Raw genomic sequence first — 24037 nt, forward strand, 5'->3', positions numbered from 1 at the left:
CAAACTTCCATTTTGCCCATAGGATAGGGATAGGAGTCTAGGGAAAGTGAGGCGTATGCGATGTATTATACAAGGGTTTCAAATGGCCAGCCGCAAGTGGTTGCTTATGCACAAGGAGATGTGACAGGAGACGGGGTGCTAGATCAAGTTTATTTAACAGGAATACAAACACCAGATAGTCCTTTTGTACAAAACATCACCTTAGTTGTGCAAGACGGGAATACAGGCTACATGTCCAGTGTCGCGCTTAGTGACAATACGGGTTACGATCCGACTTTGTTTTTAGGGGATTTTAGCGGTAATGGTGTAGATGATATTATGATCAGCATTAACACAGGCGGCAGCGGGGCCATTATGTATCATTATATTTATTCATACTTAGATAACATGGCTCAGCTGATGTTTGATTTTAATGTTTATAATGATGAGTATCAGTATGAAGTCACATATCAAGATTATTATAAAGTAGAAGTAATCAGTCAAAAGAACAATATGAAATACATGATTGATATTTCGACCAGGGACAGCGAGTATTTAGATGAAATTTATGATCCGAATGGCCAGCTGATTAGTCCGATAAGCGGATTTGTTAACCCATTGAGCGGACTGTATCCGGTTGATTTCGATTCAAATGGTGTGTATGAGCTGCTCGCTTATCAAAAGATTGCCGGAAGATATAATGCAGATGGTCTTGGCTATGTATTAAATACGTTAGCCTGGCAAGGGGATGGCTTTGAGCTTCAAAATCAAAATATAGCTATTTGGGGTATGGACAATATTGAGTAAAGGGCAGAATGTCTGTCCTTTTTTGTGCGTTCAAAAGAGGTATATAGAGTTGTTTAACGTGTTTCGATAAAAAACTTAGGGTATAGTAAGGGAAAAGAAGAGACATTCTGACTAACTAAACCTTCAAATAAAGGAGTTCTTTATGCCACATCAAAATGAGAATTCAAAACGAGAATGGAATCTAGAGAATAGTTATGTGGAACTGCCAGATATGTTTTATAAGGAGATTGAACCGAATCCTGTCAGGGACCCTAAGCTGGTTGTATTGAATGAAGAAGTCATCCAGATGCTTGGCTTAGATAAAAGCGAGCTTCAAAGTGATACTGGAATACATATATTAGCTGGCAACAGCGTTCCAAAGGGTTCGCATCCTATTGCCCAAGCATATGCGGGGCACCAGTTTGGACATTTTACAATGCTTGGTGACGGACGTGCGTTGTTGTTTGGAGAACAAAAGACACCAACTGGGGAGACCTATGATATTCAGCTTAAAGGATCGGGGAGAACGCCATTTTCCCGTGGCGGAGATGGCAGAGCAGCTCTTGGTCCGATGCTGCGAGAATATATCATAAGTGAAGCTATGCATGGTTTGAACATCCCTACAACGAGAAGCCTCGCTGTAGTGACGACAGGGGAGCCGGTGTACCGTGAGAGAGAAGAGATCGGGGCTATTATGACTCGTGTTGCCTCTAGCCATCTTCGTGTCGGAACCTTTGAATATGCTTTTCGCTTTGGTGGTGTTGAAGGAGTGGAGAAGCTTGCTGATTATACAATAGACCGGCATTATCCTGATGCTAGGAACGATGCTAATCCATATCTCTCCCTATTGAATCGAGTCATTAATCGTCAAGCTGAGCTGGTTTCCAAATGGCAGATGGCAGGCTTTATCCACGGGGTTATGAACACAGATAATATGTCTATTTGCGGAGAAACCATTGACTATGGTCCTTGTGCGTTTATGGATACGTATGATCCTAAAACGGTATTCAGTTCGATTGATATACAAGGCCGCTATGCGTATGGAAATCAGCCGTATATTGCCGGGTGGAATTTAGCCCGTTTTGCCGAATCCTTGCTGCCGCTTCTTGACGACAATAAAGAACGTGCAGTCGAAATGGCACAGGATGCGATTGGTGGATTTAGTGAGTTATTTAAGAAGTATTGGCTTAAAGGAATGAGATCAAAGCTTGGACTCTTTAATGAAGAACAAGAGGATGAAGCGCTGATTGAAAGTCTTTTGGGCATAATGCAGAAATCTGATGCTGACTTTACGAATACATTTAGAGCATTGACATTAAATGAGCTAGAGAAAAGCGAGTTGAGTAAAGCTGCTGAATTTACTCAGTGGCAAGAGCTGTGGATGGCAAGAAGAGAAAGGCAGGATGAAACTAAAGAAGCATCCGTCAAACTGATGAAAGAAGTCAATCCAGCGGTCATCCCTCGTAATCACCGGGTAGAAGAAGCTCTACATGCAGCTGAAAATGGAGATTACAAAGTAATGGAGAAGCTGATGCATGCCTTAAAAGATCCTTATGCGTATTCAGCCGAACAGGAAGAATATTGTTCATTGCCGCCTCAAACAGATCAGACGTATCAAACATTTTGCGGCACGTAAGGAATATAACAAGAAAAAGACGCCTTTATAAATAAAGGCGTCTTTTGTGCGTATTGCGGCGAGAGACAGCACTCCACATAGTGCCTTGCCTAAAAGGCGCGTCAATCTCGTCTTATGCAAATTAGCTCATCGCTAGATTAGTATATCACCAATCGGACTGATAATGGAAGGTAAATATTTTCCTCTGCATGTTTATTTTTGTCATTGTACATCCTCTTCTCTTCATAATCTGAAAAAGTGTAAATAATCGGAGGAGGGTGGATCAGGTGGTTTATTATAATCATCCGAATTGGCAAGGAAATTTGTATAGAAATAACCCGTTTAATGGCTATCAGTGGCAGGGGACAGAGTATCCCTTTTTTTCTCAGCAGCCATACAATCCGTACCTAATGCAGCCATTTCAAACTCAAGGTTATTCTTATGAGCCGTATCAATGGGGCCAGCAGCAATATGATCCCTACACATCTTATCAGTGGGACGCGAGCCAATCTTACTGGCCTGAGCAGCAGTACAATCCATTTGTCTTGGGGCAGCAGAACCCCGCTATTTTTAACGGTGATTATGAAAGCGATACCTATGATTGGCGTCAAGGATGGAGCGGCTGGGAGGATCTTGGAGCGCCAGGACGCGGCTTCATAGGGTCGCCTGCTTCAGCCTCGTGGCAGGCAAACAGAATTGATACGTTCGTGCGCAGCAGAAACAATCAAATGTGGCATAAGTGGTGGGACGGAGCAGGATGGAGCAGATGGGAAGATCTAGGTTCACCGCAAGGAGGACTAAGAAGCTCGCCAGCTGCTGTCTCGTGGGGACCGAATCGTATAGATACGTTTGTGCGAGCGGGAAGAAACACCATGTGGCATAAGTGGTGGGACGGAGCAGGGTGGAGCAGATGGGAAGATCTCGGAGCTCCAAGACCAGGGTTTGTTGGGAAGCCAGGTGTAGCTTCGTGGCAGTCAAATCGCCTCGATTGTTTTGTACAAGGAAGAGATAATAATCTGTGGCATAAATGGTGGGACGGCTCAAGGTGGAGCGGCTGGGAAAACCTAGGTGCACCGCGAGGCGGTTTGAATGGCTCGCCATCAGCTGTCTCATGGGGTCCAAACAGAATCGACTGCTTTGTCAGGGGACGTAACAATCAAATGTGGCATAAATGGTGGGACGGTCGGAGATGGAATGAGTGGGAGAATCTTGGCTCGCCGCAAGGAGGATTTGAGGGCTCTGTCGGAGTGTCTTCTTGGGCACAAAATCGAATCGACTGTTTTGTCAGGGGACGTAATAATCGGATGTGGCATAAATGGTGGGATGGCCGCAGATGGAATGAGTGGGAGAATCTCGGTTCACCGCAAGGAGGGATACGATCCTCGCCAAGTGCTGTGTCATGGGGCTTAAACCGGATTGACTGCTTTGCAAGAGGCAGAAATGATGGCATGTGGCATAAGTGGTTTACGTAATAAATACAATTTTTTTCAAGACAGATATGACACTTGTCATATCTTTTTTTTGACGTTCATGACTTCTCCTAAAAATGGTCATCTTATATGATGAAAGTATTCAATTCCCAAGTACGTGAATAAATACCGTTTTTCAAGGGGGAAGTTATGGCTCAGCAAAATTTATCAACGCTTAAAAAAAGCATTGCACCATTTGAAAAATCTGATACGAAATCAAGTGTGAGACAATTATTGAATACGGTTCCACCGTTCTTTCTATTGTGGTTTTTAGCCTATCAAAGCCTTTCTGTATCGGTTTGGCTGACCTTTGCTTTTGCTGTTGTCGCAGCAGGGTTTGTTGTACGCATCTTTATTATTTTTCATGATTGCTGCCACGGATCATTTTTTAAAAACAAAAAGTTAAATAACATAGTTGGTACGATTACCGGGATTATTACGATGTTTCCATATGAAAAATGGAAGCGCGAGCATTCAATCCACCATGCAACAAGCAGTAACTTAGATAAGCGCGGCACTGGTGATGTATGGATTATGACGGTTGACGAATATGTCTCAGCCTCATTTAGGGAGAGACTTCAATACAGACTTTACCGCAACCCGCTTGTGATGTTTGGTCTTGGACCGCTTTATCTGTTCCTAATTACGAATCGAATGAACCGCAAGGACGCTAGAAAAAAAGAGAGAATGAATACACATGTAACGAATATTTCAGTTGTTGTGATTTATTCGCTTATCATTTGGTTAATTGGCTGGCAGGCATTTTTGCTTGTACAGGCGCCGATTTTATTCGTGTCAGGTTCACTAGGTATTTGGTTATTTTATGTTCAGCATCAATTTGAAGATTCATATTTTGAAGATGAAGGTGACTGGGATTATGTGAAGGCAGCAATTGACGGCAGCTCGTATTATAAGCTTCCAAGAGTACTGCAGTGGGTAACCGGGAATATCGGGTATCACCATGTTCATCACTTAAGCCCAAGAGTACCGAATTACAACTTAGAAAAAGTACATGAGTCCACACCACCATTGCAACAGGCAACAACGATTACAGTAGGCTCAAGTTTGCAGTCTATTCGTTTTCGTTTGTATGACCAACAAAGAAAAACATTTGTAAGCTTTAAGGAAGTAGCTCATCTTATATCAAAGCCTCGTGGCAATGTTAAGCTTAAAAAAGACTCAACAAAGCTTTCACGTGCAAAATAATTTTCACAACCATTCAATTTGACGATTGGATGGTTTTTCTTCATATTGAAAGTAATTTGTTAACTGAAGCCAATTGCAGGTTGAATATTGTATGATAAAGATAAAAAAGAGAGGAGCGCTATTTTGCAAAACTGGTATAATATTTTCCCGAAAAATACGGGACTTAGTGTGTATGTATGGATTATTTTTTGTCTCCTGCCTTTTTACTTTATTTTTAGATCCTCATCTCTTTGGGAAATTATCTTTGGAATTTTAATGATCGTCCTATTTTTTGTATCGTACCGTCTATCCTTTATTACTAAGGGAGGTCTCGTCTACCTTTGGGTCAGTATTGAAATGGCTATAAGCATTGGGATGACGTTGTTTTACGGTTATGTGTACTTTGCTATTTTCTTAGCTTTTTTTATCGGGAACATTCAAAGCAAAGGCGGCTTTATTACTCTTTATGTTGTTCATTTAGTCACGACGATTATTGCTGTAATCCTGAGTTTCTTTACTCAGCAAGAATTATTTCTCGCCCAGTTTCCGTTTATCATCATTTCTGTCATAGGTGTCATTTTACTGCCGTTTAATACGTATAACCGCAACAAGCGCGAGAAGCTTGAGGGGCAGTTAGAAGATGCGAATAAACGAATCTCTCAATTAATTGTGATGGAAGAACGCCAGCGGATTGCTAGGGATCTTCATGACACGCTTGGCCAAAAACTTTCATTAATCGGTTTAAAAAGTGATTTGGCTCGGAAGTTAATTGATATAAACCCAGAATCTGCTAAAGTAGAAATAAGTGATATTAATCAAACTGCAAGAACGGCCTTAAAAGAAGTCCGTGAGATGGTCTCTGATATGCGCGGGACTAAATTAGAAGATGAAATCGTTCATTTAGAGCAGATCTTAAAGGCTGCAGAAATGGAATTCATTTTTAAAGGAAACGCGAAGCTTTCAAACACACCCTTACTAGTAGAAAATGTGGTAACCATGTGCTTGAAAGAAGCTGTCACGAATGTGATTAAACATAGTGAAGCGACATCTTGTAAGGTCGTTATTAAAGAACTGCCGGAAGAGTTGCAAATTACCGTCCAAGATAATGGGATTGGCATCAATGACAAGGAAGAATCTAATGATGGAACTGGACTTTTAGGTATAAGAGAGCGGCTTGAATTTGTCAATGGAAGCCTTGAGATCACTGCAGTGGACGGGACGACTCTTGATATTCGCGTGCCAAATGTCATTAAACAATCGATTAGGGGGGATTGACTTGATTCGTATTGTAATCGCCGAAGATCAGCGGATGCTGCTTGGAGCGCTTAGTTCGCTCTTGGACTTAGAAGAGGACATGGAAGTCGTGGGAAAAGCGAGAAACGGTGAAGAGGCGCTCGCTTTAGTACAAGAGCATAGTCCTGATATTTGTATTATGGATATTGAAATGCCGGTAAAAAGCGGACTAGATGTCGCAGAAGAACTCGTCGATCACCCTTGTAAAATCATTATTTTAACGACATTCGCCCGCGCTGGTTATTTTGAACGTGCTCGTAATGCAGAAGTCAGCGGCTATTTGCTCAAAGACAGTCCAAGTGAAGAATTAGCGAGTTCGATTCGGATTATTATGGATGGCAGACGTATTTATGCCCCTGAATTAATCGACCTTGCGTATGACAACAAAAACCCGCTTACGAACCGTGAGAAGCAGGTGATGGAGCTGATCGCTGAAGGGAAAAGCACAAATGAGATTGCCAGTGAGCTTTATTTGACGAATGGAACGGTGCGTAATTATATTTCTGTCATATTAGATAAGCTTGATGTCGGAAATCGAATTGAAGCCATCTCGAGGTTTAAAGAGAAGGGCTGGTTTAAATGAGGCATGACTAAAAGTTGAACATACAATAAACATTAAAACACTTTCTGCTAATGTTACAGAGAGTGTTTTTCTTTATTTCTAGGTATTTGGTAAAAGGGCTTTTTACCAAGGCATTGGCCGTCCCCATTAGGTTGAAATGGAATACTTTATAATTAGATCGCGAAAGGGGGACATAAAATATGTCAATGTCAAATATACCACCAATTAACCCGATAGAAGGTTTAGATCGTGAACAAGTTGCACTATTATTACTTGCTTCCATTGCATTTGAAGAATTAAGTTTAGCACACATTATGAATGCTGAGGGTGAGAAGCTTCAGTATGCATTAGGAACATTGTTTGATGATCAGGAGCCCATCGTAACAGATTTAGAAGGTCTTTTGGCTGTTAACCGCAGTGTTGAACGAACATTAAGAACAGTAATAAAAAAGGAAATGCTGCTTCAATTTAAACTAGAGGATATTATTGATTCAGGCCTTTTAGATGTTGAGCCGCCGGAAGTTGCTTGTGCGTGTCAGATAAATATCGAGCCGGATTCATCATTCTCATTTGATGGGGGTACTATTACTATTGTGGAAGCTACATTCTGTAATTGTGAAACAGGCGAGAGCGAGTTTGAAGCTACCTTTACTGTAAGTGAATCGGAAACGACAGCTACTCTTGTTCCTGGTACTGTTCAAGTAAATTGCGAGACAGGGTTACCAGTAGTTAGCTTTGAGGTTGACGTCGAAGGAGGAGTACTCCCAGAAGGTCCATATACACTTACAATAATATTTAATGAAGAAACTGGTGAATTTACTTTCGTATCTCCAGGATTCGATCCTATCCCAGTAACTGGTATTGACTTTGAGATTATTCCTTGTCTGCCGAACGGAAACGGAAATGGCGCGGGGTAACCGTGAGTTAGATAACTGTTCTAAAAAGAGCCGGGGATGATCCGGCTTTTTCTTTTTGGATGATATTCAAGATTGCTTACATTTGGAGCAACTTTTAAACAAAATGCGGAGAAATTTAAAGTTAAGCCTGCTGTCATTGGCGTGCCAAATCCTATATGGGGCGAATCGGTCAAGGCAGTTGGGGTGCTAAAAGAAGGTACAGTGCTATCTAGTGAGGAGATCATTGAATTTTTGTTACGGAAAACTTCTAAAAGAACTGCGGGAAACGTACAGTAATGCCCTTATCACATTATCTGTGGTAAGGGTTTTCGCATTTGAATCTTTTTATAGTAGTAAAAAGAAAATAAGACTGCCTCCCTTAAGTAGTGCATATAGTGTTATAAAGGTCTGATTTATAAGGTTTTCTTTTTATAAGGTCGACTTTAGAAAAGAGAGAACAGGCAGGGGGGCGATGACATGAGCAACAAGAAGAAGAAGAAACCGAATATTCTTATCTTGATGGTGGACCAGCAGCGGTATCCTGCAGTGTATGAGACGAATGAAGTAAAGAAATGGTGTGAAGAGAATTTATGCGCTCAGCAGATGCTTAAGAAAAATGGGATGGTATTTACCAATCATTATGCGGCAAGCACCGCCTGTTCTCCAAGCCGAACCACTTTATATACAGGACAATATCCTTCCCTTCATGGAGTCACCCAAACGACAGGAGTGGCTAAAGGAGCTTTTGATCCAGATGTTTTTTGGCTTGATGCGAATACCGTACCGACAATGGGTCATTATTTTCGCACTGCGGGCTATGAAACATTTTGGAAGGGGAAATGGCATGCGTCAGATGAAGATATTTTCATTCCTGGAACCCATGATGCGTACTCAAGCTATAACCTAGACACAGGCGTCCCTGAAAAAGACAAGGTGAAAATGTATAAGCAAGCAAACAGGCTGGATGCGTTTGGCTTCTCTGGCTGGATTGGGCCTGAGCCTCATGGAACGGACCCTCGGAATTCGGCTTCTTCTGCCGCAACTGGTATGAGCGGCCGGGACCAAGTGTATGCAGAAGATACAGTGAAGCTGCTCCAAGCATTAGATAAGAAGAGCCAGAAAGAAGAGGGTCACAAGCCGTGGTTTGTGATGTGCTCCTTGGTCAACCCTCACGATATTGCCTTATACGGCGTGCTCACTGCTGTGCAGCCGAATTATCATTTTGAGGTAGACCAGACCTTGCCATTTATTCCGCCTGCGCCTACTGTAGAAGAATCCTTATCGACAAAACCGCGTGCGCAGGAGAGCTATCGTTATACGTATCCGAGAGCGCTTCAGCCGATTATAGATAATAACTTTTACAGACAGCTCTATTACAGCTTGCAAAAGAAAGCAGATCAAGAAATGGAAAAGGTCCTTAAAGCGCTGCAACAATCTAGTTTTTATGAAGATACGATTGTGCTGTTCACTTCAGATCATGGAGAGCTGCTAGGGGCACATGGCGGGTTGCATCAAAAGTGGTATAACATGTACGAAGAATCAATCCACGTGCCGCTCATCATCCATAATCCGCTGCTCTTTAACGAGCCTGAGGAGACTGGGATGCTGACGAGTCATGTGGATGTGCTGCCTACATTACTCGGTTTAGCGGGGGTAAAGGTAGAAAAAGTGCAAGCTAAGCTTTCAAAGAATCATACGGAAGTGCGTCCATTGGTTGGTAGAGATTTAAGCAAGTTAATCAAAGGCTCTAATGAGTTTCATGAGGCAGATGAGCCGATCTATTTTATGACAGATGATGATGTGACAAGAGGGCTGAACCAAACAACTGCTAGAGGTGAACCTTATCAATCTGTTCTGCAGCCGAACCATATTGAAGCAGTGATTGCAACACTTCCTAGCGGCAAGGGGAGTAAGAAAGAAGTTTGGAAATATGCTAGATATTTTGACATCCCCCAATCAGATGGCGACCAAGAAAGAAAACATGTCCTTGATGAATTTGAATTGTACAATCTGACGCAAGACCCGCTGGAAGAAAAAAATTTAGCGCATCCACAATACGCAACCGAGCTCACAGGACGTATTCAAAAAGTACTGAGTGCGATCCTGGCTGAGCAATCGAAACAGAAAAGACTTGTGCCAAAAAAGAGTGGATAAGCAGGTTACTAACAGCCCTTTATCATCCTAGAAAAAGGGCTGTTACGTGTGCTCTGAAAAATTGTTTGTTTAATAATGAGGTATATGGAAATAAATACATAGAGAGTGTAATGATAGAATACTTGATAGTTAAAAAGGAGGCACCTATGGAGACACCAAATACTAGAAACAATATTAGTGAGAATAATTATTCTCGGCGTAATCTCTGGTCTGGGATTTTATTTGGAATTGGACTCATTGCTTTTGTGGATGAGATGGTCTTTCATCAGCTTTTACGCTGGCATCATTTCTATGATTTATCAACAACAGATATCGGTTTGATCTCTGACGGGTTATTCCATGCTTTTAGCTGGTTTGCTACAATTGGCGGACTGTTTTTATTTGCTGATCTTAGGCGGCGTCATGGTGTGAACATTAAGCGGTGGTGGGGCGGTGTATTTCTTGGTGCCGGAGCGTTTCAGCTGTATGACGGAATCGTTCAGCATAAAATGATGCGCATTCACCAAATTCGCTATGTAGAAAATGTCATTGTATATGACCTGGTTTGGAATATAGGGGCGATAATCATGATTATTATTGGACTTATTCTAGTAAAACGTTCTAGTCATATAAGCCAGGAAAAGGGGGAGTAAGGGATGGAAGGACATCATCACCATCATCAACACGCAATGGACGAGACCACGTTTGTGATGGCTGAGTGGATTTTAGCCACTCCCTTTATCATTTTGTTGGCAGCCTATTTAACAGCTGTAATCCTCTCAAATCGAACGCATAAAAAATGGCCCGTTTATCGAGTTGTATTATGGATTGTGGGTACGGTTTTTGCAATAGTTTCTGTCTTAGGACCACTAGCTCAACTTGCACATGGGGATTTTGTTTGGCATATGGCTGGCCACTTATTCTTAGGTATGCTAGCCCCGCTATTCATGGTGCTTGCAGCGCCGATGACCTTATTTTTACGGACTCTCCCTACACATGCTGCTAGAAAAGTAACAACCATCTTAAAATCAAAAGTGGCTGCGTTTTATACTGATCCCATTGTTGCTTCTATTTTAAATATAGGAATGCTGTGGATTCTCTACACCACAGAGCTTTATACACTTATGCACGAATATGTCATTCTTCATATTTTGATTCATTTCCATGTCTTTTTAGCAGGATATTTATTTACCCTCTCTATGATTTATATTGACCCAATGCCGCATATAAGAAGCTACCTATACCGTGCTGTTGTCCTAGTCTTAGCATTAGCAGGACATGGCATTCTATCAAAATATATTTATGCCAATCCACCAGAAGGTGTTCTAAGAGCGCAAGCGGAAGCTGGGGGAATGTTGATGTATTACGGCGGGGATGCTGTAGATGTGATCATTATTTTTATCCTGTGCCTGCATTGGTATAGAGCGACTAAGCCTAAATTCCAGCAGGTGAGGAGGCAGACTGCGGCTGAAAGTATGTAAATTGTTCATCTTGCGTTCATAAACTTTCTTTATAATAGAAGGAGCACGTATTCTAATTAAAATAGAGGGAAGAAGATGAAACATAAGGCGTTGAGCGTATTAATTATTGAAGACGATCCCCACATTGCAGAGTTGATACAGTTATATATGGAGAAGCTGGGCTATTTGACGCAAGTGGCTTATGACGGTGAAGCTGGGCTTGAATCCTATTACGAAACTTATCCCGATTTTATCTTTCTAGATATTATGCTGCCTAAAATAGACGGGTGGGAGTTATGCCAAGAAATTAGATGGGATAATAAAAAAATACCGATCATTATGCTGACAGGAAAAGGAGAAAGCCAGGATAAGATTAAAGGTCTTGATATCGGGGCAGATGACTATGTTGTGAAGCCTTTTGACCCTAATGAACTGGTGGCTAGAATGAAGGCAGTTATGAGAAGAGCTGATCTTCTAAATGATGAAGATCAAGTCGTCTCCCTTTTAGGTCTTGTGGTTGATAAGAAGGAGTATAAGGCAGCTGCGGGTGACAAGGAGATTACGATGCCGCCTAAGGAGCTTGACTTGCTCTATTATTTGGCCAGCTACCCTAATCAAGTGTTTACTCGACAGCAGCTGCTTGATCAGATTTGGGGTTATGCGTTTGAAGGAGATCCACGAACGATTGATGTTCATATTAAACGGATACGCGAGAAGCTGACAGAGGCGGATGCAAAATGGACGATCAAAACGATTCGCGGAGTAGGGTACAAGTTTTTGGAGAAGGAACATGAGTAGACAACAGAATATTTTCACAAAGTTATTCGTCACTTATTTTGTCATTATCTTGATTTCATTTTTCTTATTTAATTCCATCTTTCTCTACCTTTTTCATGTGAATATGTATGATGATTTTAAAGAAGGGTTTGCGTATTCTAAAGAGAAGATTGAAGCACATTTTGAGCTTGCTGACAGCGAAGATTGGAGTGAGGAGCTTCTTGATGCCTCACTCGATATTAGTTTGAGCCAAATGAATAACAGCATCTATATCTACAATTCAAGTGCAGAGCGAGTTTACCAATCGAGCTATGACCAAGCCCCAAATCTTCAGGTTGATCGAGCAATGGTCGAAGACGTGCTACGAGGTGCGGAACTAGCTGAGGGAATGAGGGTGGATAACCGGCTTGTTTATACGATAGCTGAGCCGATTGATGTCACTGCGGGCACGCCTCATGTGATGGTCATGGTCTACTATGAATTAGATCATCAGTACAAACAGGTGCTGATCATGATTGGTTTAACCTTCACGATCACGATGGCGCTCACAGGATTTATCCTTTGGTTTATCTCAAGAAGGCTGACTGCTCCGCTAAGGGAGATGAATCGAATTGCTCTTCAACTTGCTAAAGGAGATTTTTCTCAGCATGTACGGGTCAATTCTAAGGACGAGATTGGCCAGTTAGGCTCAACCTTCAATTATATGGCCAAAGAGCTTGAAAATATTGAGCAGATGCGGACAGACTTTATCACCAATGTGTCTCATGACTTAAGGTCGCCGCTTACATCGATTAAAGGGTTTCTAACTGCACTCCTTGATGGAACGATTGCCGATCATCGAAAAAACCATTATTATACGATCATGAAAAATGAAACGGAACGCTTGAGCAAGCTGGTAAATGATTTATTAGATATGTCACAGCTTCAGCATGGTCATATTACGATTAAGCCGACCACGTATAATTTGAGTGAACAGATTCGTCTGGTGGCAGCAAAAATGGAACCACAGCTTCAAGCTTCAGACCTTTTTATCGAGCTTGAGGAAGAAGCTGGAGATGTGCATGTGTTTGCAGATAAAGACCGAATTGAACAGGTATTAATTAATCTAATAGAGAATGCGATTCATCACTCACCGCCACAAAAACCTGTTTATGTTCACCTATCACAAGAAGAGGATAAAGTAAAAGTGAGCATTGAAGATTTCGGTGAGGGCATTAAAGAAGAAGATCTTACCTACATTTGGGAGAGATTTTACAAAACAGATAAAGCTCGTTCCAAAAAAAAGGGGACAGGAGTTGGTCTCTCCATCGTAAAATCGATCATTGACCTTCATCAGTCGTCCATTCAAGTGAAAAGTGAGGTTGGTATAGGTACGACGTTTATATTTACTTTACCGCAATCGAATAGTAAAGACATAGAGTAGAAAAGGTTAGCTTTATAGCTGGCCTTTTTTTGTTCATCTTGTGTTCATATAAGCGTGATACTCTAAGTCTGCAGGCAGTTAACAAGAGAATCATTCACTTTAACTGAAATCACTAGTGTTGCATTAATATTATTTCAAGATTCAAAATACACCCAATATTCAAATTTCAGTTCATGAGCGCACAAAAAAATCCTTTACAATGGAAGTACAGGTGGTTCCTGCCCAAATCCAACGTAAAGGATATCCGCTATGGACAAGAATACACGATTATCTTCATTTGGTAAATGGGTTGCACCCATAAATATGAAACTTTTTGATGAACAAGTAAAAAAAGATGGACTAGATAAGTATAAGAAGAAATTATCAACGTCCTCTTTTACAAAACTATTTCTCTATGCACACTTGAAACAAGTGGAAAGCCTTCATGCGTTGAATGCAGAACTAGCCGATGAAAACTTACAGAAAGAACTGGGGATCAAATCAATCAGTGTTTCTCAGCTTTCTCGTAAAAACAGGGCTATAGATTCATCGCTGTTTTCCATCGTCTTTCTTGAATTAGTTCGGCAGATTCAGATGAAAACCAACCAATATCAGTCACCATTTCCTTTAAAAATTATTGATTCAAGCACCCTGCCGCTAAATCTCACCCGTTGTAACTGGGCTACATTTCGGAAGAGCAAGGGTGGTGTCAAACTTCATCTTAGATTAGTTTTTGTCGATCAAGATACGGTCTATCCTGATAAAGCGGTTATCACAAATGCCGTTGAACACGATCGGAATCAATTGGAGATTCTCGTTGATGACAAAGATGCCATGTATGTGTTTGATCGTGGATATATCGACTATCAACGGTTTGATCGCTACTTTGATGAAGGAATCTTTTTTCTCTCAAGACTGAAAAAGAATGCCGTCATAAGAGAGGTTGAATCCTATTCTTTACCTGAAGGAAGTCCGATTACAACGGATAAAATAGCGTACATCGGTACAACACAAAAGCGTACTGAAAATGTATTTCGAATCCTTGAAACAGTTGATTCCAAAGGGAATCCAATACGTTTAATCACGAATCGCTTTGACTTAAAAGCGGAAGAAATAGGCGATCTATACCGTTCAAGATGGGCAATAGAGTTATTTTTCAAATGGTTAAAGCAGCACGTCGAAATCAAAACATTTTTTGGATACAGCGAACAAGCTGTACACAATCAAATTTTCCTTGCGTTAATTACGTATTGCCTCAATGTACTCGTTCAACTTGAAGCCAAAGGAAAACCTACATTATTACGGATTACCCGATGGCTCAAGGCAACTATGTGGAGACCAGCAAGAACATGGTTCAGGTTCATTGAGCAAAGAGGAAGTCCGTAAACATGTACTAGTCGATGTTGCTTAAGTATTAAATGTATATTTTTACCAAATGGTCAGTGCCACCTCTCGCTTTGGATTGTCTTTTTAGCTCATTTACCAGAGTGAAATATAGACAGAATATTCTTACTATAATTATAGGGTTTTATGCAACACTAGTGAACTGAAATACTACTTAACTAAAATTAACCAAAGAAAAGAGGAGTATAGATGAAAACGATCGCTGCATTTGCCTCAAACCGTAAAGGGGTGTGGATCATTTTACTAGCCTGGGTCATTATCGCAGGAGCCCTCGGCATGGCCCCTTCTGCCAATGATTATACGGTAAATACAGGTGAAAATGATCTGCCAAAAGAAGCACAGTCGGTTATTGCTAAGGAAAAAATTAACCACTATTTCCCTGAAGACACAGGAATGCTCGGATTGCTCGTTTTTCAAAATGGTGCCGGGTGGGATGAATCGACCTTCATTGAGGTAGATCAAGTAAGTGAATGGATAGGAGAAAAAATCCCAGAAGAACGTTTAGAGTCTCTGATTCCATTTCACCAGTTTCCAAGTCATGCAAAGGAAATGTTCGTATCGGAAGACGGTACAACACTTGTCCTGCCTTTAATGCTTGCCGACCAACTTGAGATGGATGAAATCAATGAGACTGTCATAGCTATAGAAGAGTACAGTTCAGAGGTTCTTGAAAATGGGACATTGATGATCACTGGACCAGCGGGAATTGCTTCAGATACGATTGCTATTTTCTCAAATGCTGACCTCGTTTTATTATTTTCTACGATTGCATTAGTGCTCGTTTTACTTATTGTTATCTACCGCTCGCCGTTGCTCGCTGTTATTCCGTTAGTGGCAGTTGCGTTTGTGTATCAGGTAGTTGACCGAGTGCTCGGTATGCTTGCTGCATCGGGGGCCTTGACGATTGAATCACAATCATTATCCATTGTGATGATCCTCTTATTTGGGGCTACGACAGACTACAGCTTATTTGTCTTCTCGCGTTTCCGAGAAGAGCTGCGAAAACGAGAAAACAAATATGAAGCCATGGATGCGGCAGTTAGAGAAGTGGCCGAGCCGATCTTCTTTAGCGGAGGAACAGTATTTGCTGCGATGCTTGTGTTATTACTAGCTCAGTACGGTCCCTATCAAAACTTTGCGCTCGTTTTTGCAATTACAATTGCGATTGTACTGATTGCTGGATTAACACTCATTCCAGCTCTATTCACGATTGTCGGACGCCGCTCGTTTTGGCCGTTTATTCCGAAAGTGGGAGAGGAGACATTGGAGAAAAATCGTTTCTGGTCTGCGATTGGATCTTTTGTCACTAAAAAACCGGTCATAGCAGGTGGACTAGTGCTCATCTTTCTGCTAATAAATGCGTCAAATGTGTTTAATACTCAGTATTCATTTAACATTATTCAATCCTTTCCTGAGGATATGAAGTCCCGTTTAGGGTTTGAACAATTAGAAGAAAGCTTTCCTCCAGGTGAACTGGCACCGGTCTCTATATTAATAGAGGCAGAGGATGGGTTTACACTAACAGATTCAGAGCTTGATTCTATTGAAACGTTAAACGAACAAATCCTCAGTCTAGATGGAATAGATTCCACCTCACTTCCGGATAAAAAGCAGATTAGAGAAGGTAGTGAACATGGCGGAAATGTGTTAAACGAAACGGGTGAGGCGTTGAAGTTTGATGTAATTTTAAGCATGAATCCTTACGATCAGGCATCACTCGATATTGCAGATGAACTAGTCGACAGGAAAGAGGAGCTCTTGGCTGATAGCGGACTTGGTTCAGAGTATGAACTGTATATCGGCGGCGAAACAGCTAAATCTGCAGACATTCGTGCACTGAGCAATTGGGATACGTTCGTTATTGTAGTAACTGTCACACTCGTTATTTTTATGATGCTTATCTTCCACACGAGATCGCTCGTTGCACCAATCTATATGATGGCAACCATCCTGCTTTCCTATGCTTCTGCCTTAGGATTAAGCTGGTTCTTCTTTGAGAATGTGTTTGGTTTTGAAGGAATGAGTTACCGAATTCCGCTCTATGCTTTTGTTTTCTTAGTAGCTCTCGGGGTTGATTACAACATCATGCTCATTTCAAGAATTCGAGAAGAGAACCGAAGCTTTGGCATCAGAGAAGCGACAAAACGCGGTGTAGCATTAACAGGCGGTGTGATCTCATCAGCAGGATTAATCCTAGCAGCAACGTTCGGTGTATTAATGACACAGCCGATCTTAGAGTTATTTATGTTTGGATTTATTGTCTCAATAGGAATCTTGCTCGATGCTTTTTTAGTACGAGGTATGCTTGTTCCAGCGACTGTAACCTTGTTAAAACAATGGAACTGGTGGCCTGCTGAGGCTAAGAAAGAACAAACAAAAGAGGTGTCAAAATGAATAAAACAAAAGTATTATTAAGATTCTCAGCGCTTTATGCGTTAATTGGAACATTTTTAGGAAGTCATATGGCAGGAGCAGGTTCGATGTTATTTAGAGCTATTCACGCCCACATTTTACTTGTGGGCTGGCTTTCTCTATTTGCTTTTGCCATCTTCTATGCAGTCTTTGCTATTCCGAAGCATTCCAAACTAGCGAAAACCCATGTATGGACAGCACTGATCGGAAGCTTTGGCTTAACATTCGGCATGTGGATGCACTACTTCAAGCCTGACTGGGCGCCAGAAACATTCAGCCTTATTTTCTACATTGTCGGAGGAACGGTGTTAATTATCAGCTTTGGACTATTTGCTGTGATGACGTTTGTGTATGGACGTTATTTTGGAGATAGAGGGTAGAGAGAATAGGTATAAATGAAACAGGGCTCAAAAGAGAATTCCTTTATGAGCCCTGTTTTTATTAGTTTATTAGAGATCCTTACAATCAGGATCTACATAAGGAATAAACCCCTCATCACCAGCTGTAAAAACATATATTTCTCCTTGAGAGCTGCTTCCGGGTGCAAGTTTATGTTCACCGCTAACATGTACAATGGAAGTATCAATGATATGGCCGCCCGATTGGTGATCAAAGTCACCTTGAACATGTAAGGTGGCCCCTGAAACTTTTCCGCCGTGTTGTACAGTTAAATTACCCGTAATGTAAATAGAGACATTATCCTTGCTTATTCCTTTTAATTCTTTGCCATTTGGAATGATTAAATTACCCTCAATCAGAATCGTGGTATTAGCTGAAATTGGATCAGGCAGATCTAAAGCTGATCGTATTGTATCCCAATAATTAGTCGATCCGGTATATATAGAACAGGCCTTTCCATCTGGGGTAGGCAGGGTAATCGAGTGTTTATTGTCTGCGAAGCTTTTTTCGATAATGGTATCAACTTCAAACGTTTGATTCTGCTTATCCTGTAATGTGAACGTGACATATAAGTGTTTGTTAGGAGAGATCTTAGCAGACGGTAGAATAGACGTTTCATTAGGCGGTTCATTTTTAATTTTAATCTCTGGAAAGGAAATATCATTCCGACCAATCAACTCATCTGTGTGTATTGTATACTCCTCTTCAGCATTCCTATGTGTCTGTCTTAAGTCAGATAGGATGATGTTAGCCTCTTGTCTAAGGTCGATATGAGACTGCGTTTTGTTCGTATGAGTGACCGTCGTTGTGAGCAGACTGAATGTTAGAGCCCCTAATATGCCTAAAATTGTAAGGGCAGCTAACACTTCGAGTAGGGTGATTCCCCGCTCGTTTTTAATTGAGTTTAAAAGCAATGTAATCACCTGCTTTGTTAGTTGATAATCACTATGTCGATAGGATAATAGATAGGATCTTCAGAAATACCGTTGACAGTAGTGATGATTTTAAAGGTTAACTCACCACCACATAAGTCGTCTTTACACCTTTCAATCCTAAATCCTTGTTTTTCATCGGAAGATTCAAACCTACCGAAGAACCCCTCATCACTACTTCTCAATAATAGTTTTGATATAAATTCCTCCAGAGGATCTATGTCACTTGTTGGTTCAAAATCCTTTGCAGTCTCTTCTACTGACTTATCAATATACAAATAAGCCATATTCGCCAATTTCTCATGCTGCATTTGTTCTTCAACTTTAATGAATTGTTTGGAACTAGATAAAACATTGTTAACTAGAATGGGGGCAAAAATGCCGATGACAGTGATGATCAGCAAGACGACTAACAAAGCATATCCATGTTGATTTTTTATAAAATGCACCTGTCATTCCCCCTTAATCATTTTCAATATAGCCGTAGAGTCGTGTTGCATCCTTTTCATTTATATAAACATCTACATAGAAAAGATTTAATTTTAAATCATGAGGAGTTTCATTATCGATGTTATCAGCTACTTTTATAATATATTCTTTATTATTTAACCCATCGTAAGAATAAGTATTTTCATCTGTCTCTTCATTTGAAGGTACTTTTTTATAGTGTGGGTATATCTCTAATTCAATAGACTTTGCCGTCCGCACATCAACCAGCACCTTCTCAGCGAGGTTAACAGCTGTTAACCGGTCCTCAACTTTGCTTGAAAACATCATAGATTGTGAGAAAAAGGTCATAAAACTAATAATGATTATGCTAAGGATCACCATGGATGCAAGCACTTCTATTAAGGTGAGTCCATTGTTATTTATGCGAAATCGAGGTCTGTGCAATAAAACCACCTCATTTATAGGATGAATTAAGTACTATATTCTTAATTTACATGATGTCTTCCTAGAATACTATCGGAATGTTTGTGGACAGACTTTGTTTTTCTAGTCATTATTCTTAAAATGTTCATATGAAAGTGACTTACCATTGGAACCTTCACCACTCGCTTATTGTAGTTATCTCATGAATCTGAGATAATAAATGAATAGTACATTGGCAGAAATGTTAATAAAGGAAGGTACATATGTCCGAGCAGAATATTACAAGGATTCATTTAAATGGAAAAGAACTTATTTTAATAGGAACGGCTCACGTATCGAAGCAGAGTGCAGAAGAAGTGAAGCAAGTGATTGAGGCGGAGCAGCCTGATTCAGTTTGTGTAGAATTGGATGAGCAGCGCTATCAATCCATCACTGCCGGTAACAAGTGGAAGGACATGGACATTTTCAAGGTTATTAAGGAAAAGAAAGCAACTCTTTTACTGATGAACCTATTTATTTCCTCCTTTCAAAAACGTATGGCTAAGCAGTTTGATATTAAGCCTGGGCAAGAAATGATACAAGGAATTGAATCAGCAAAAGAGACTGGAGCAGAACTCGTACTTGCTGACCGTAACATCCAAATCACCTTCTCTAGAATTTGGCACGGAGTCGGTTTATGGGGACGTGCGAAACTTCTGATGTCTATTGTTTACAGCGTATTTAATAATGAAGAGATTTCAGAAGAAGAGCTTGAACGTTTAAAGACTGAAGATATGTTAAATACGATGCTTCATGATTTGACGGTCTCATTTCCGAGGTTAAAGAAGCCGTTAATTGACGAGCGCGACCAATATCTGGCACAAAAAATTAAAGAAGCACCGGGAGATAAGGTGGTAGCTGTGTTAGGGGCTGCTCACGTTCCTGGAATTAAAGAACAAATTAAACAAGATCATGACTTAGATCGATTAAATGAACGTCCAAAAAAATCGATTGCCCCGTCCATTATTGGCTGGATGATTCCAATTCTAATTCTTGGAATGATTGGGTATGCTTTTTATACAAACCCTTCCGTAGGTGCAGATTTAACCTTGAGCTGGGTTCTGTGGAATAGTGCGTTTGCAGCGATTGGAGCAGCGATTGCGTTTGGTCATCCGTTAACGATTTTAACCGCACTCATACTAGCTCCACTGACCTCATTATATCCGCTGCTAGCTGCTGGCTGGTTTGCAGGCCTTGTTGAGGCGTATATCAGAAAGCCAAAAGTAGCGGACTTTGAGAGTCTATCGGATGATGTCTATTCGGTAAAAGGATTCTGGAGCAATAATGTGACTCGTATTCTGTTAGTCGTTGTCCTTACTAACCTTGGAAGTACGTTAGGCACAGTAATTGGTGGAGCTGACGTTGTACGCCAGTTTATGCAGAATATTTTTGGGTAAACGAATCTCTGTTATGTAGAGGGTAAGGTGATTAAATGACAATCGTTGACTTTAAAGCGGCACAAAAGTGGGCAAAGATTCCTAAAGACTTTCAACAACAGTTGTTAGAAAATGTATTTTGCCGAAATTGTGGTATCACAAGAATTGTAGATTACGGAATAGAAACTGATAAATTCGGCATCGTACTCACTGGCAAGTGTAAAAAATGCGGTGCAGATGTGACACGAGTGATAGAAGATTAGATTTAACGAGCAAAACTCCTCGCTAGGCAGCGAGGAGTTTTTTTAATTGTATTTTTCTCCGACTTTATTGTATCTCTTCCCAACGGATATGCGTGGCTTCCGCTGATTTATGCGTCAGTTGCGAGGATAATTGCGGTGATGTCAGGTAATTGCGTCATTGTTTTGAAGATATGCGTTCATTCTGAGCACAATTGTAATTGGATCAGCATTAATTGCGCAGCTTCTCCATAACGCTTCACCTCAAGGTCAAGAGTGAAAACATGCCTATACGAGAAATGTCGCCTTCTTCACTTTAATACTTAATTTTAGATAAATATGTATGTTCTTGCGGTACAATACTCACTTTGACAAGATTAAAGCTCTACTTTTTAACACTTTGTATGATGAATTGAAAAAATACAAAGCATACAATAAGTTAAATAGGTAAAATTGTTTGAAAAGTAAATAAATTCAATTGAGGAGGAGTGAAATTGTTAAATCTACCTGCAGAAACATTTTGGTTGCTTGTTCCATGGCCATTTATTTGGATGGTACTTGCTGTTTTCTTATTCTTTAAGTTTAAAAGAGAAGATGATTTAGAAGATGAACTTAAAGGAGTAGATAAAACAAATCATAATTAAAATGATCAGGTGTACAAAGATCTACAAGCTTGTCTGTTCTTTAAAGAGAGGAGCGTCTTTAAATGAAGTTGGATGGTATGATTTTTGTGCTTTACTTATTAATTTTATTGGGCGTTGGTCTTTGGTTTTCTAGAAAAGCCTCGAAATCTGTTGATAATTATTTATTAGGAGGGAGAAGCTTAGGTCCCGCAGTTACAGCTTTAACTATGCAGAGTAGTTCCATGAGTGGATATATGTTTATGGGGGGACCAGCTTTAGCCTTCCAACAAGGATGGTATGCATTATGGTATGCGATTGGAGATGCTGGTGGATCTATAATTAATTTATCAGTTTTAGGTAAGAGGATGCGAAGACTATCTGAACTGTTAGGGGCTCTTTCACCTATAGAATACTTAGAGAAAAGGTTTGAAAGTCCTTCTATCCGTGTTGTCGGTTCCATCATTTCAATAATATTCTTAATGGCTTATGTCTTTGCTCAATTTATTGCTTCTGGTAAAGCATTAACAATGTTAACGGGATTGCCTTACGAAGTCTGTTTATTAATTGGTGTAACAGTCATTATCTCATATACGGTAGCTGGCGGTTATTTAGCTGTAGTTTGGACTGACTTTGTTCAAGGTATTATCATGGTGCTTGGTGTAGTAGGGATTGCCATTATGGCTTTTTTCCATGTGGGAGGATTAAGTAATCTAAATGAAGCGGTTGCAGCTATTGACCCTTCCTATTTAAGTGTTTGGGGTAAAGATTTAGTTTATTACGGACAATGGGGTGTCGTTTTAGGAGCTATTTTAATTTATGCGGTAGGATATATGGGATTACCTCACGTAGTGGTAAGGCATATGTCGATGAAAAGTACTAAAACGGTAAAAGGAGCAATCCTTTATTCAGCTACTTGGAATCAACTATTCATTTTCACGCCGTACCTATTAGGTATTGTTGCCTTAGTAATGTTGCCTACCATATCAGATCCAGAAATGGTCATTCCTGAGCTTGCCTACACTGTATTTCCAGGCTTTTTTGCTGCATTATTACTTTCAGCGATTATGGCTGCAATCATGTCTACCTCCGATTCAGTACTTATGCAAGCAGGAACTATTCTTTCAAGGGACGTCTATCAACGCTTTTTAGATAAAAACGCAAGTCAAAAGAAGATGGTTCTAGTATCGAGAATATGCATTCTTCTTGGAGGAATAGTGGGCGTGGTAGTAGCCATCTATGAACCTCCATCTGTTTTTGCACTGGTTGTATTTGCTTTTGGAGTGCTTGGTAATAGTTTTATGGTTCCTTATATAGCTTCAGTTTACTCAAAGAAAACCACAAATGTTGGTGCTCTTTCAGCAATGATAGCGGGAGGGTCTACAAATGTTATTTGGACAGTAGGGGGATTAGAAGCAATGACGGCGATTCATCCTTTCTTAGCCGGATTGTTAATTTCAATCTTAGGATTAGTGATTGGGAATAAGTTTGGTCGTACACCTTCAAAAGATATTCAAGATGCATTTGAAGAAGCTAAGGGTCCTCGCAATCTATCGCGTGCAATACAAAAAAATATTTCTCGAGAACTCTCCCCTGAGGCAAATAATATCTCAGAGTTCTATCGTAAAAATCAATTAGATTTATTAAAGGAGTAAGAGTTATGGAGACGGTATGCGTTCAAGAAAAAACATTTTATGAAGACGATATACCAAAATTATTAAGCAGCATAGATCCTAATTCTTATTATAAAGTTAGGAGCTTAGTGTACTATCCTTACTATTTATTTGAGTATAGATTAGATGCGAGAGGACTATTGAAGTTAAAGGGAAATATAGGGTGTACGGTAGATTCCATTAGTGGAAGAGGGGCTATCATTGATCAAAAACCAATACTTAACTCAACTTGTAACATAAATAATGATTGTTTATCTCCTAAAATGACATTAGACTCTGCATCACACATAGCTGAAGAATATCTGTTTCATTCAGCTTCTCTGAAAATGAAGTTTCTATCTATGCCTAAAATGAAATTAATTAATCAACAGTTATTCTACCGACCTTTCTGGATTGTAAGTTATAACGAATGTAACAAAGAAAATCCGCCTATGATCGTTGATGGAATATCAGGTACTTACCACCCTATATAGAAAACACCCGCTATCTAGCGGGTGTTTTTGTGTTTTCTAA

General features: G+C 40.3%; 24 protein-coding genes and 1 pseudogene. 21 read left to right on the forward strand and 4 right to left on the reverse strand.

What is annotated here, in order from left to right; genetic code table 11:
• The first annotated feature begins 60 nt into the window (after positions 1-60).
• From BPOF4_RS02200 to BPOF4_RS02275, 16 genes are all read left to right on the forward strand, one after another.
• Complete coding sequence (locus BPOF4_RS02200) at positions 61-786, forward strand: hypothetical protein (protein ID WP_012957423.1); 726 nt, start codon at positions 61-63, stop codon at positions 784-786.
• Between the two features lie 142 nt (positions 787-928).
• Positions 929-2401, forward strand: coding sequence for a protein adenylyltransferase SelO (locus tag BPOF4_RS02205; protein WP_012957424.1), 1473 nt, complete (start codon positions 929-931; stop codon positions 2399-2401).
• A gap of 266 nt (positions 2402-2667) precedes the next feature.
• Entirely contained in the window at positions 2668-3852 is a 1185-nt protein-coding gene (locus tag BPOF4_RS02210) for a PLL family lectin (RefSeq protein ID WP_238446478.1), read from the forward strand.
• Between the two features lie 147 nt (positions 3853-3999).
• The gene (desA, locus tag BPOF4_RS02215; protein WP_012957426.1) at positions 4000-5055 is read left to right on the forward strand and encodes a Delta(5) desaturase DesA; all 1056 of its coding nucleotides are present in this window, start codon (positions 4000-4002) and stop codon (positions 5053-5055) included.
• A gap of 123 nt (positions 5056-5178) precedes the next feature.
• Entirely contained in the window at positions 5179-6309 is a 1131-nt protein-coding gene (locus BPOF4_RS02220) for a sensor histidine kinase (protein ID WP_012957427.1), read from the forward strand.
• A 1-nt stretch (position 6310) separates the two neighbouring features.
• Positions 6311-6910, forward strand: a complete 600-nt coding sequence (locus BPOF4_RS02225; protein ID WP_012957428.1) for a response regulator transcription factor — start codon at positions 6311-6313, stop codon at positions 6908-6910.
• A gap of 179 nt (positions 6911-7089) precedes the next feature.
• Positions 7090-7806 carry an alpha-helical endospore appendage domain-containing protein gene (locus tag BPOF4_RS22885; protein WP_012957429.1) on the forward strand — a complete coding sequence of 239 codons (717 nt, stop codon included), beginning with the start codon at positions 7090-7092 and terminating at the stop codon, positions 7804-7806.
• A gap of 72 nt (positions 7807-7878) precedes the next feature.
• Positions 7879-8082, forward strand: coding sequence for an acyl--CoA ligase (locus BPOF4_RS02235; RefSeq protein WP_012957430.1), 204 nt, complete (start codon positions 7879-7881; stop codon positions 8080-8082).
• Positions 8083-8262: 180 nt separating this feature from the next.
• On the forward strand, positions 8263-9939 hold the full coding sequence (locus tag BPOF4_RS02240; RefSeq protein ID WP_012957431.1) for a sulfatase family protein: 1677 nt from the start codon (positions 8263-8265) through the stop codon (positions 9937-9939).
• A 146-nt stretch (positions 9940-10085) separates the two neighbouring features.
• Positions 10086-10571 (forward strand): DUF2243 domain-containing protein, encoded by a 486-nt coding sequence (locus BPOF4_RS02245; RefSeq protein WP_012957432.1) that lies wholly within the window; start codon positions 10086-10088, stop codon positions 10569-10571.
• Positions 10572-10574: 3 nt separating this feature from the next.
• Positions 10575-11399: a cytochrome c oxidase assembly protein gene (locus tag BPOF4_RS02250; RefSeq protein WP_012957433.1), complete on the forward strand. Its 825-nt coding sequence runs from the start codon at positions 10575-10577 to the stop codon at positions 11397-11399.
• A gap of 75 nt (positions 11400-11474) precedes the next feature.
• The gene (locus BPOF4_RS02255; RefSeq protein WP_012957434.1) at positions 11475-12176 is read left to right on the forward strand and encodes a response regulator transcription factor; all 702 of its coding nucleotides are present in this window, start codon (positions 11475-11477) and stop codon (positions 12174-12176) included.
• Positions 12169-13578, forward strand: a complete 1410-nt coding sequence (locus BPOF4_RS21060; RefSeq protein WP_012957435.1) for a sensor histidine kinase — start codon at positions 12169-12171, stop codon at positions 13576-13578. The genes BPOF4_RS02255 and BPOF4_RS21060 overlap by 8 nt, the downstream gene beginning before the upstream one ends.
• A 249-nt stretch (positions 13579-13827) precedes the next feature.
• A complete protein-coding gene (locus BPOF4_RS02265) occupies positions 13828-14943 on the forward strand; it encodes an IS4 family transposase (RefSeq protein ID WP_012957436.1) in 1116 nt (371 codons plus the stop codon).
• A 207-nt stretch (positions 14944-15150) separates the two neighbouring features.
• On the forward strand, positions 15151-17355 hold the full coding sequence (locus BPOF4_RS02270) for an MMPL family transporter (RefSeq protein WP_012957437.1): 2205 nt from the start codon (positions 15151-15153) through the stop codon (positions 17353-17355).
• On the forward strand, positions 17352-17753 hold the full coding sequence (locus BPOF4_RS02275) for a hypothetical protein (protein WP_012957438.1): 402 nt from the start codon (positions 17352-17354) through the stop codon (positions 17751-17753). Before BPOF4_RS02270 ends, BPOF4_RS02275 begins: the two co-directional genes overlap by 4 nt.
• 69 nt (positions 17754-17822) lie before the next feature.
• On the opposite strand, the gene BPOF4_RS02280 is transcribed toward BPOF4_RS02275, so the two are convergent.
• The 4 genes and pseudogenes from BPOF4_RS02280 to BPOF4_RS22930 all read right to left on the reverse strand — a co-directional run.
• Entirely contained in the window at positions 17823-18686 is an 864-nt protein-coding gene (locus tag BPOF4_RS02280) for a PulJ/GspJ family protein (protein WP_012957439.1), read from the reverse strand.
• Positions 18687-18703: 17 nt separating this feature from the next.
• Positions 18704-19153 carry a type II secretion system protein gene (locus tag BPOF4_RS02285; RefSeq protein ID WP_012957440.1) on the reverse strand — a complete coding sequence of 150 codons (450 nt, stop codon included), beginning with the start codon at positions 19151-19153 and terminating at the stop codon, positions 18704-18706.
• Between the two features lie 13 nt (positions 19154-19166).
• Positions 19167-19502 carry a hypothetical protein gene (locus tag BPOF4_RS21065; RefSeq protein WP_238446479.1) on the reverse strand — a complete coding sequence of 112 codons (336 nt, stop codon included), beginning with the start codon at positions 19500-19502 and terminating at the stop codon, positions 19167-19169.
• A gap of 9 nt (positions 19503-19511) precedes the next feature.
• Positions 19512-19607, reverse strand: a pseudogene (locus tag BPOF4_RS22930) (prepilin-type N-terminal cleavage/methylation domain-containing protein); the annotation flags it as partial.
• A gap of 233 nt (positions 19608-19840) precedes the next feature.
• Between BPOF4_RS22930 and BPOF4_RS02295 the strand changes: the two are divergent.
• The 5 genes from BPOF4_RS02295 to BPOF4_RS02310 all read left to right on the forward strand — a co-directional run bounded on the left by BPOF4_RS02295 (position 19841) and on the right by BPOF4_RS02310 (position 23997).
• A complete protein-coding gene (locus BPOF4_RS02295; protein WP_012957442.1) occupies positions 19841-21013 on the forward strand; it encodes a TraB/GumN family protein in 1173 nt (390 codons plus the stop codon).
• A 35-nt stretch (positions 21014-21048) separates the two neighbouring features.
• Positions 21049-21255, forward strand: coding sequence for a hypothetical protein (locus BPOF4_RS02300; RefSeq protein WP_012957443.1), 207 nt, complete (start codon positions 21049-21051; stop codon positions 21253-21255).
• Between the two features lie 470 nt (positions 21256-21725).
• The gene (locus tag BPOF4_RS22395) at positions 21726-21875 is read left to right on the forward strand and encodes a hypothetical protein (protein ID WP_012957444.1); all 150 of its coding nucleotides are present in this window, start codon (positions 21726-21728) and stop codon (positions 21873-21875) included.
• A gap of 62 nt (positions 21876-21937) precedes the next feature.
• Positions 21938-23506: a sodium/proline symporter gene (locus tag BPOF4_RS02305; protein WP_012957445.1), complete on the forward strand. Its 1569-nt coding sequence runs from the start codon at positions 21938-21940 to the stop codon at positions 23504-23506.
• A 5-nt stretch (positions 23507-23511) separates the two neighbouring features.
• Positions 23512-23997 (forward strand): hypothetical protein, encoded by a 486-nt coding sequence (locus tag BPOF4_RS02310; RefSeq protein ID WP_012957446.1) that lies wholly within the window; start codon positions 23512-23514, stop codon positions 23995-23997.
• Positions 23998-24037 lie beyond the last annotated feature (40 nt).

The sequence above is a fragment of the Alkalihalophilus pseudofirmus OF4 genome, assembly GCF_000005825.2.
Lineage (GTDB): Bacteria > Bacillota > Bacilli > Bacillales > Bacillaceae_D > Alkalihalophilus > Alkalihalophilus pseudofirmus.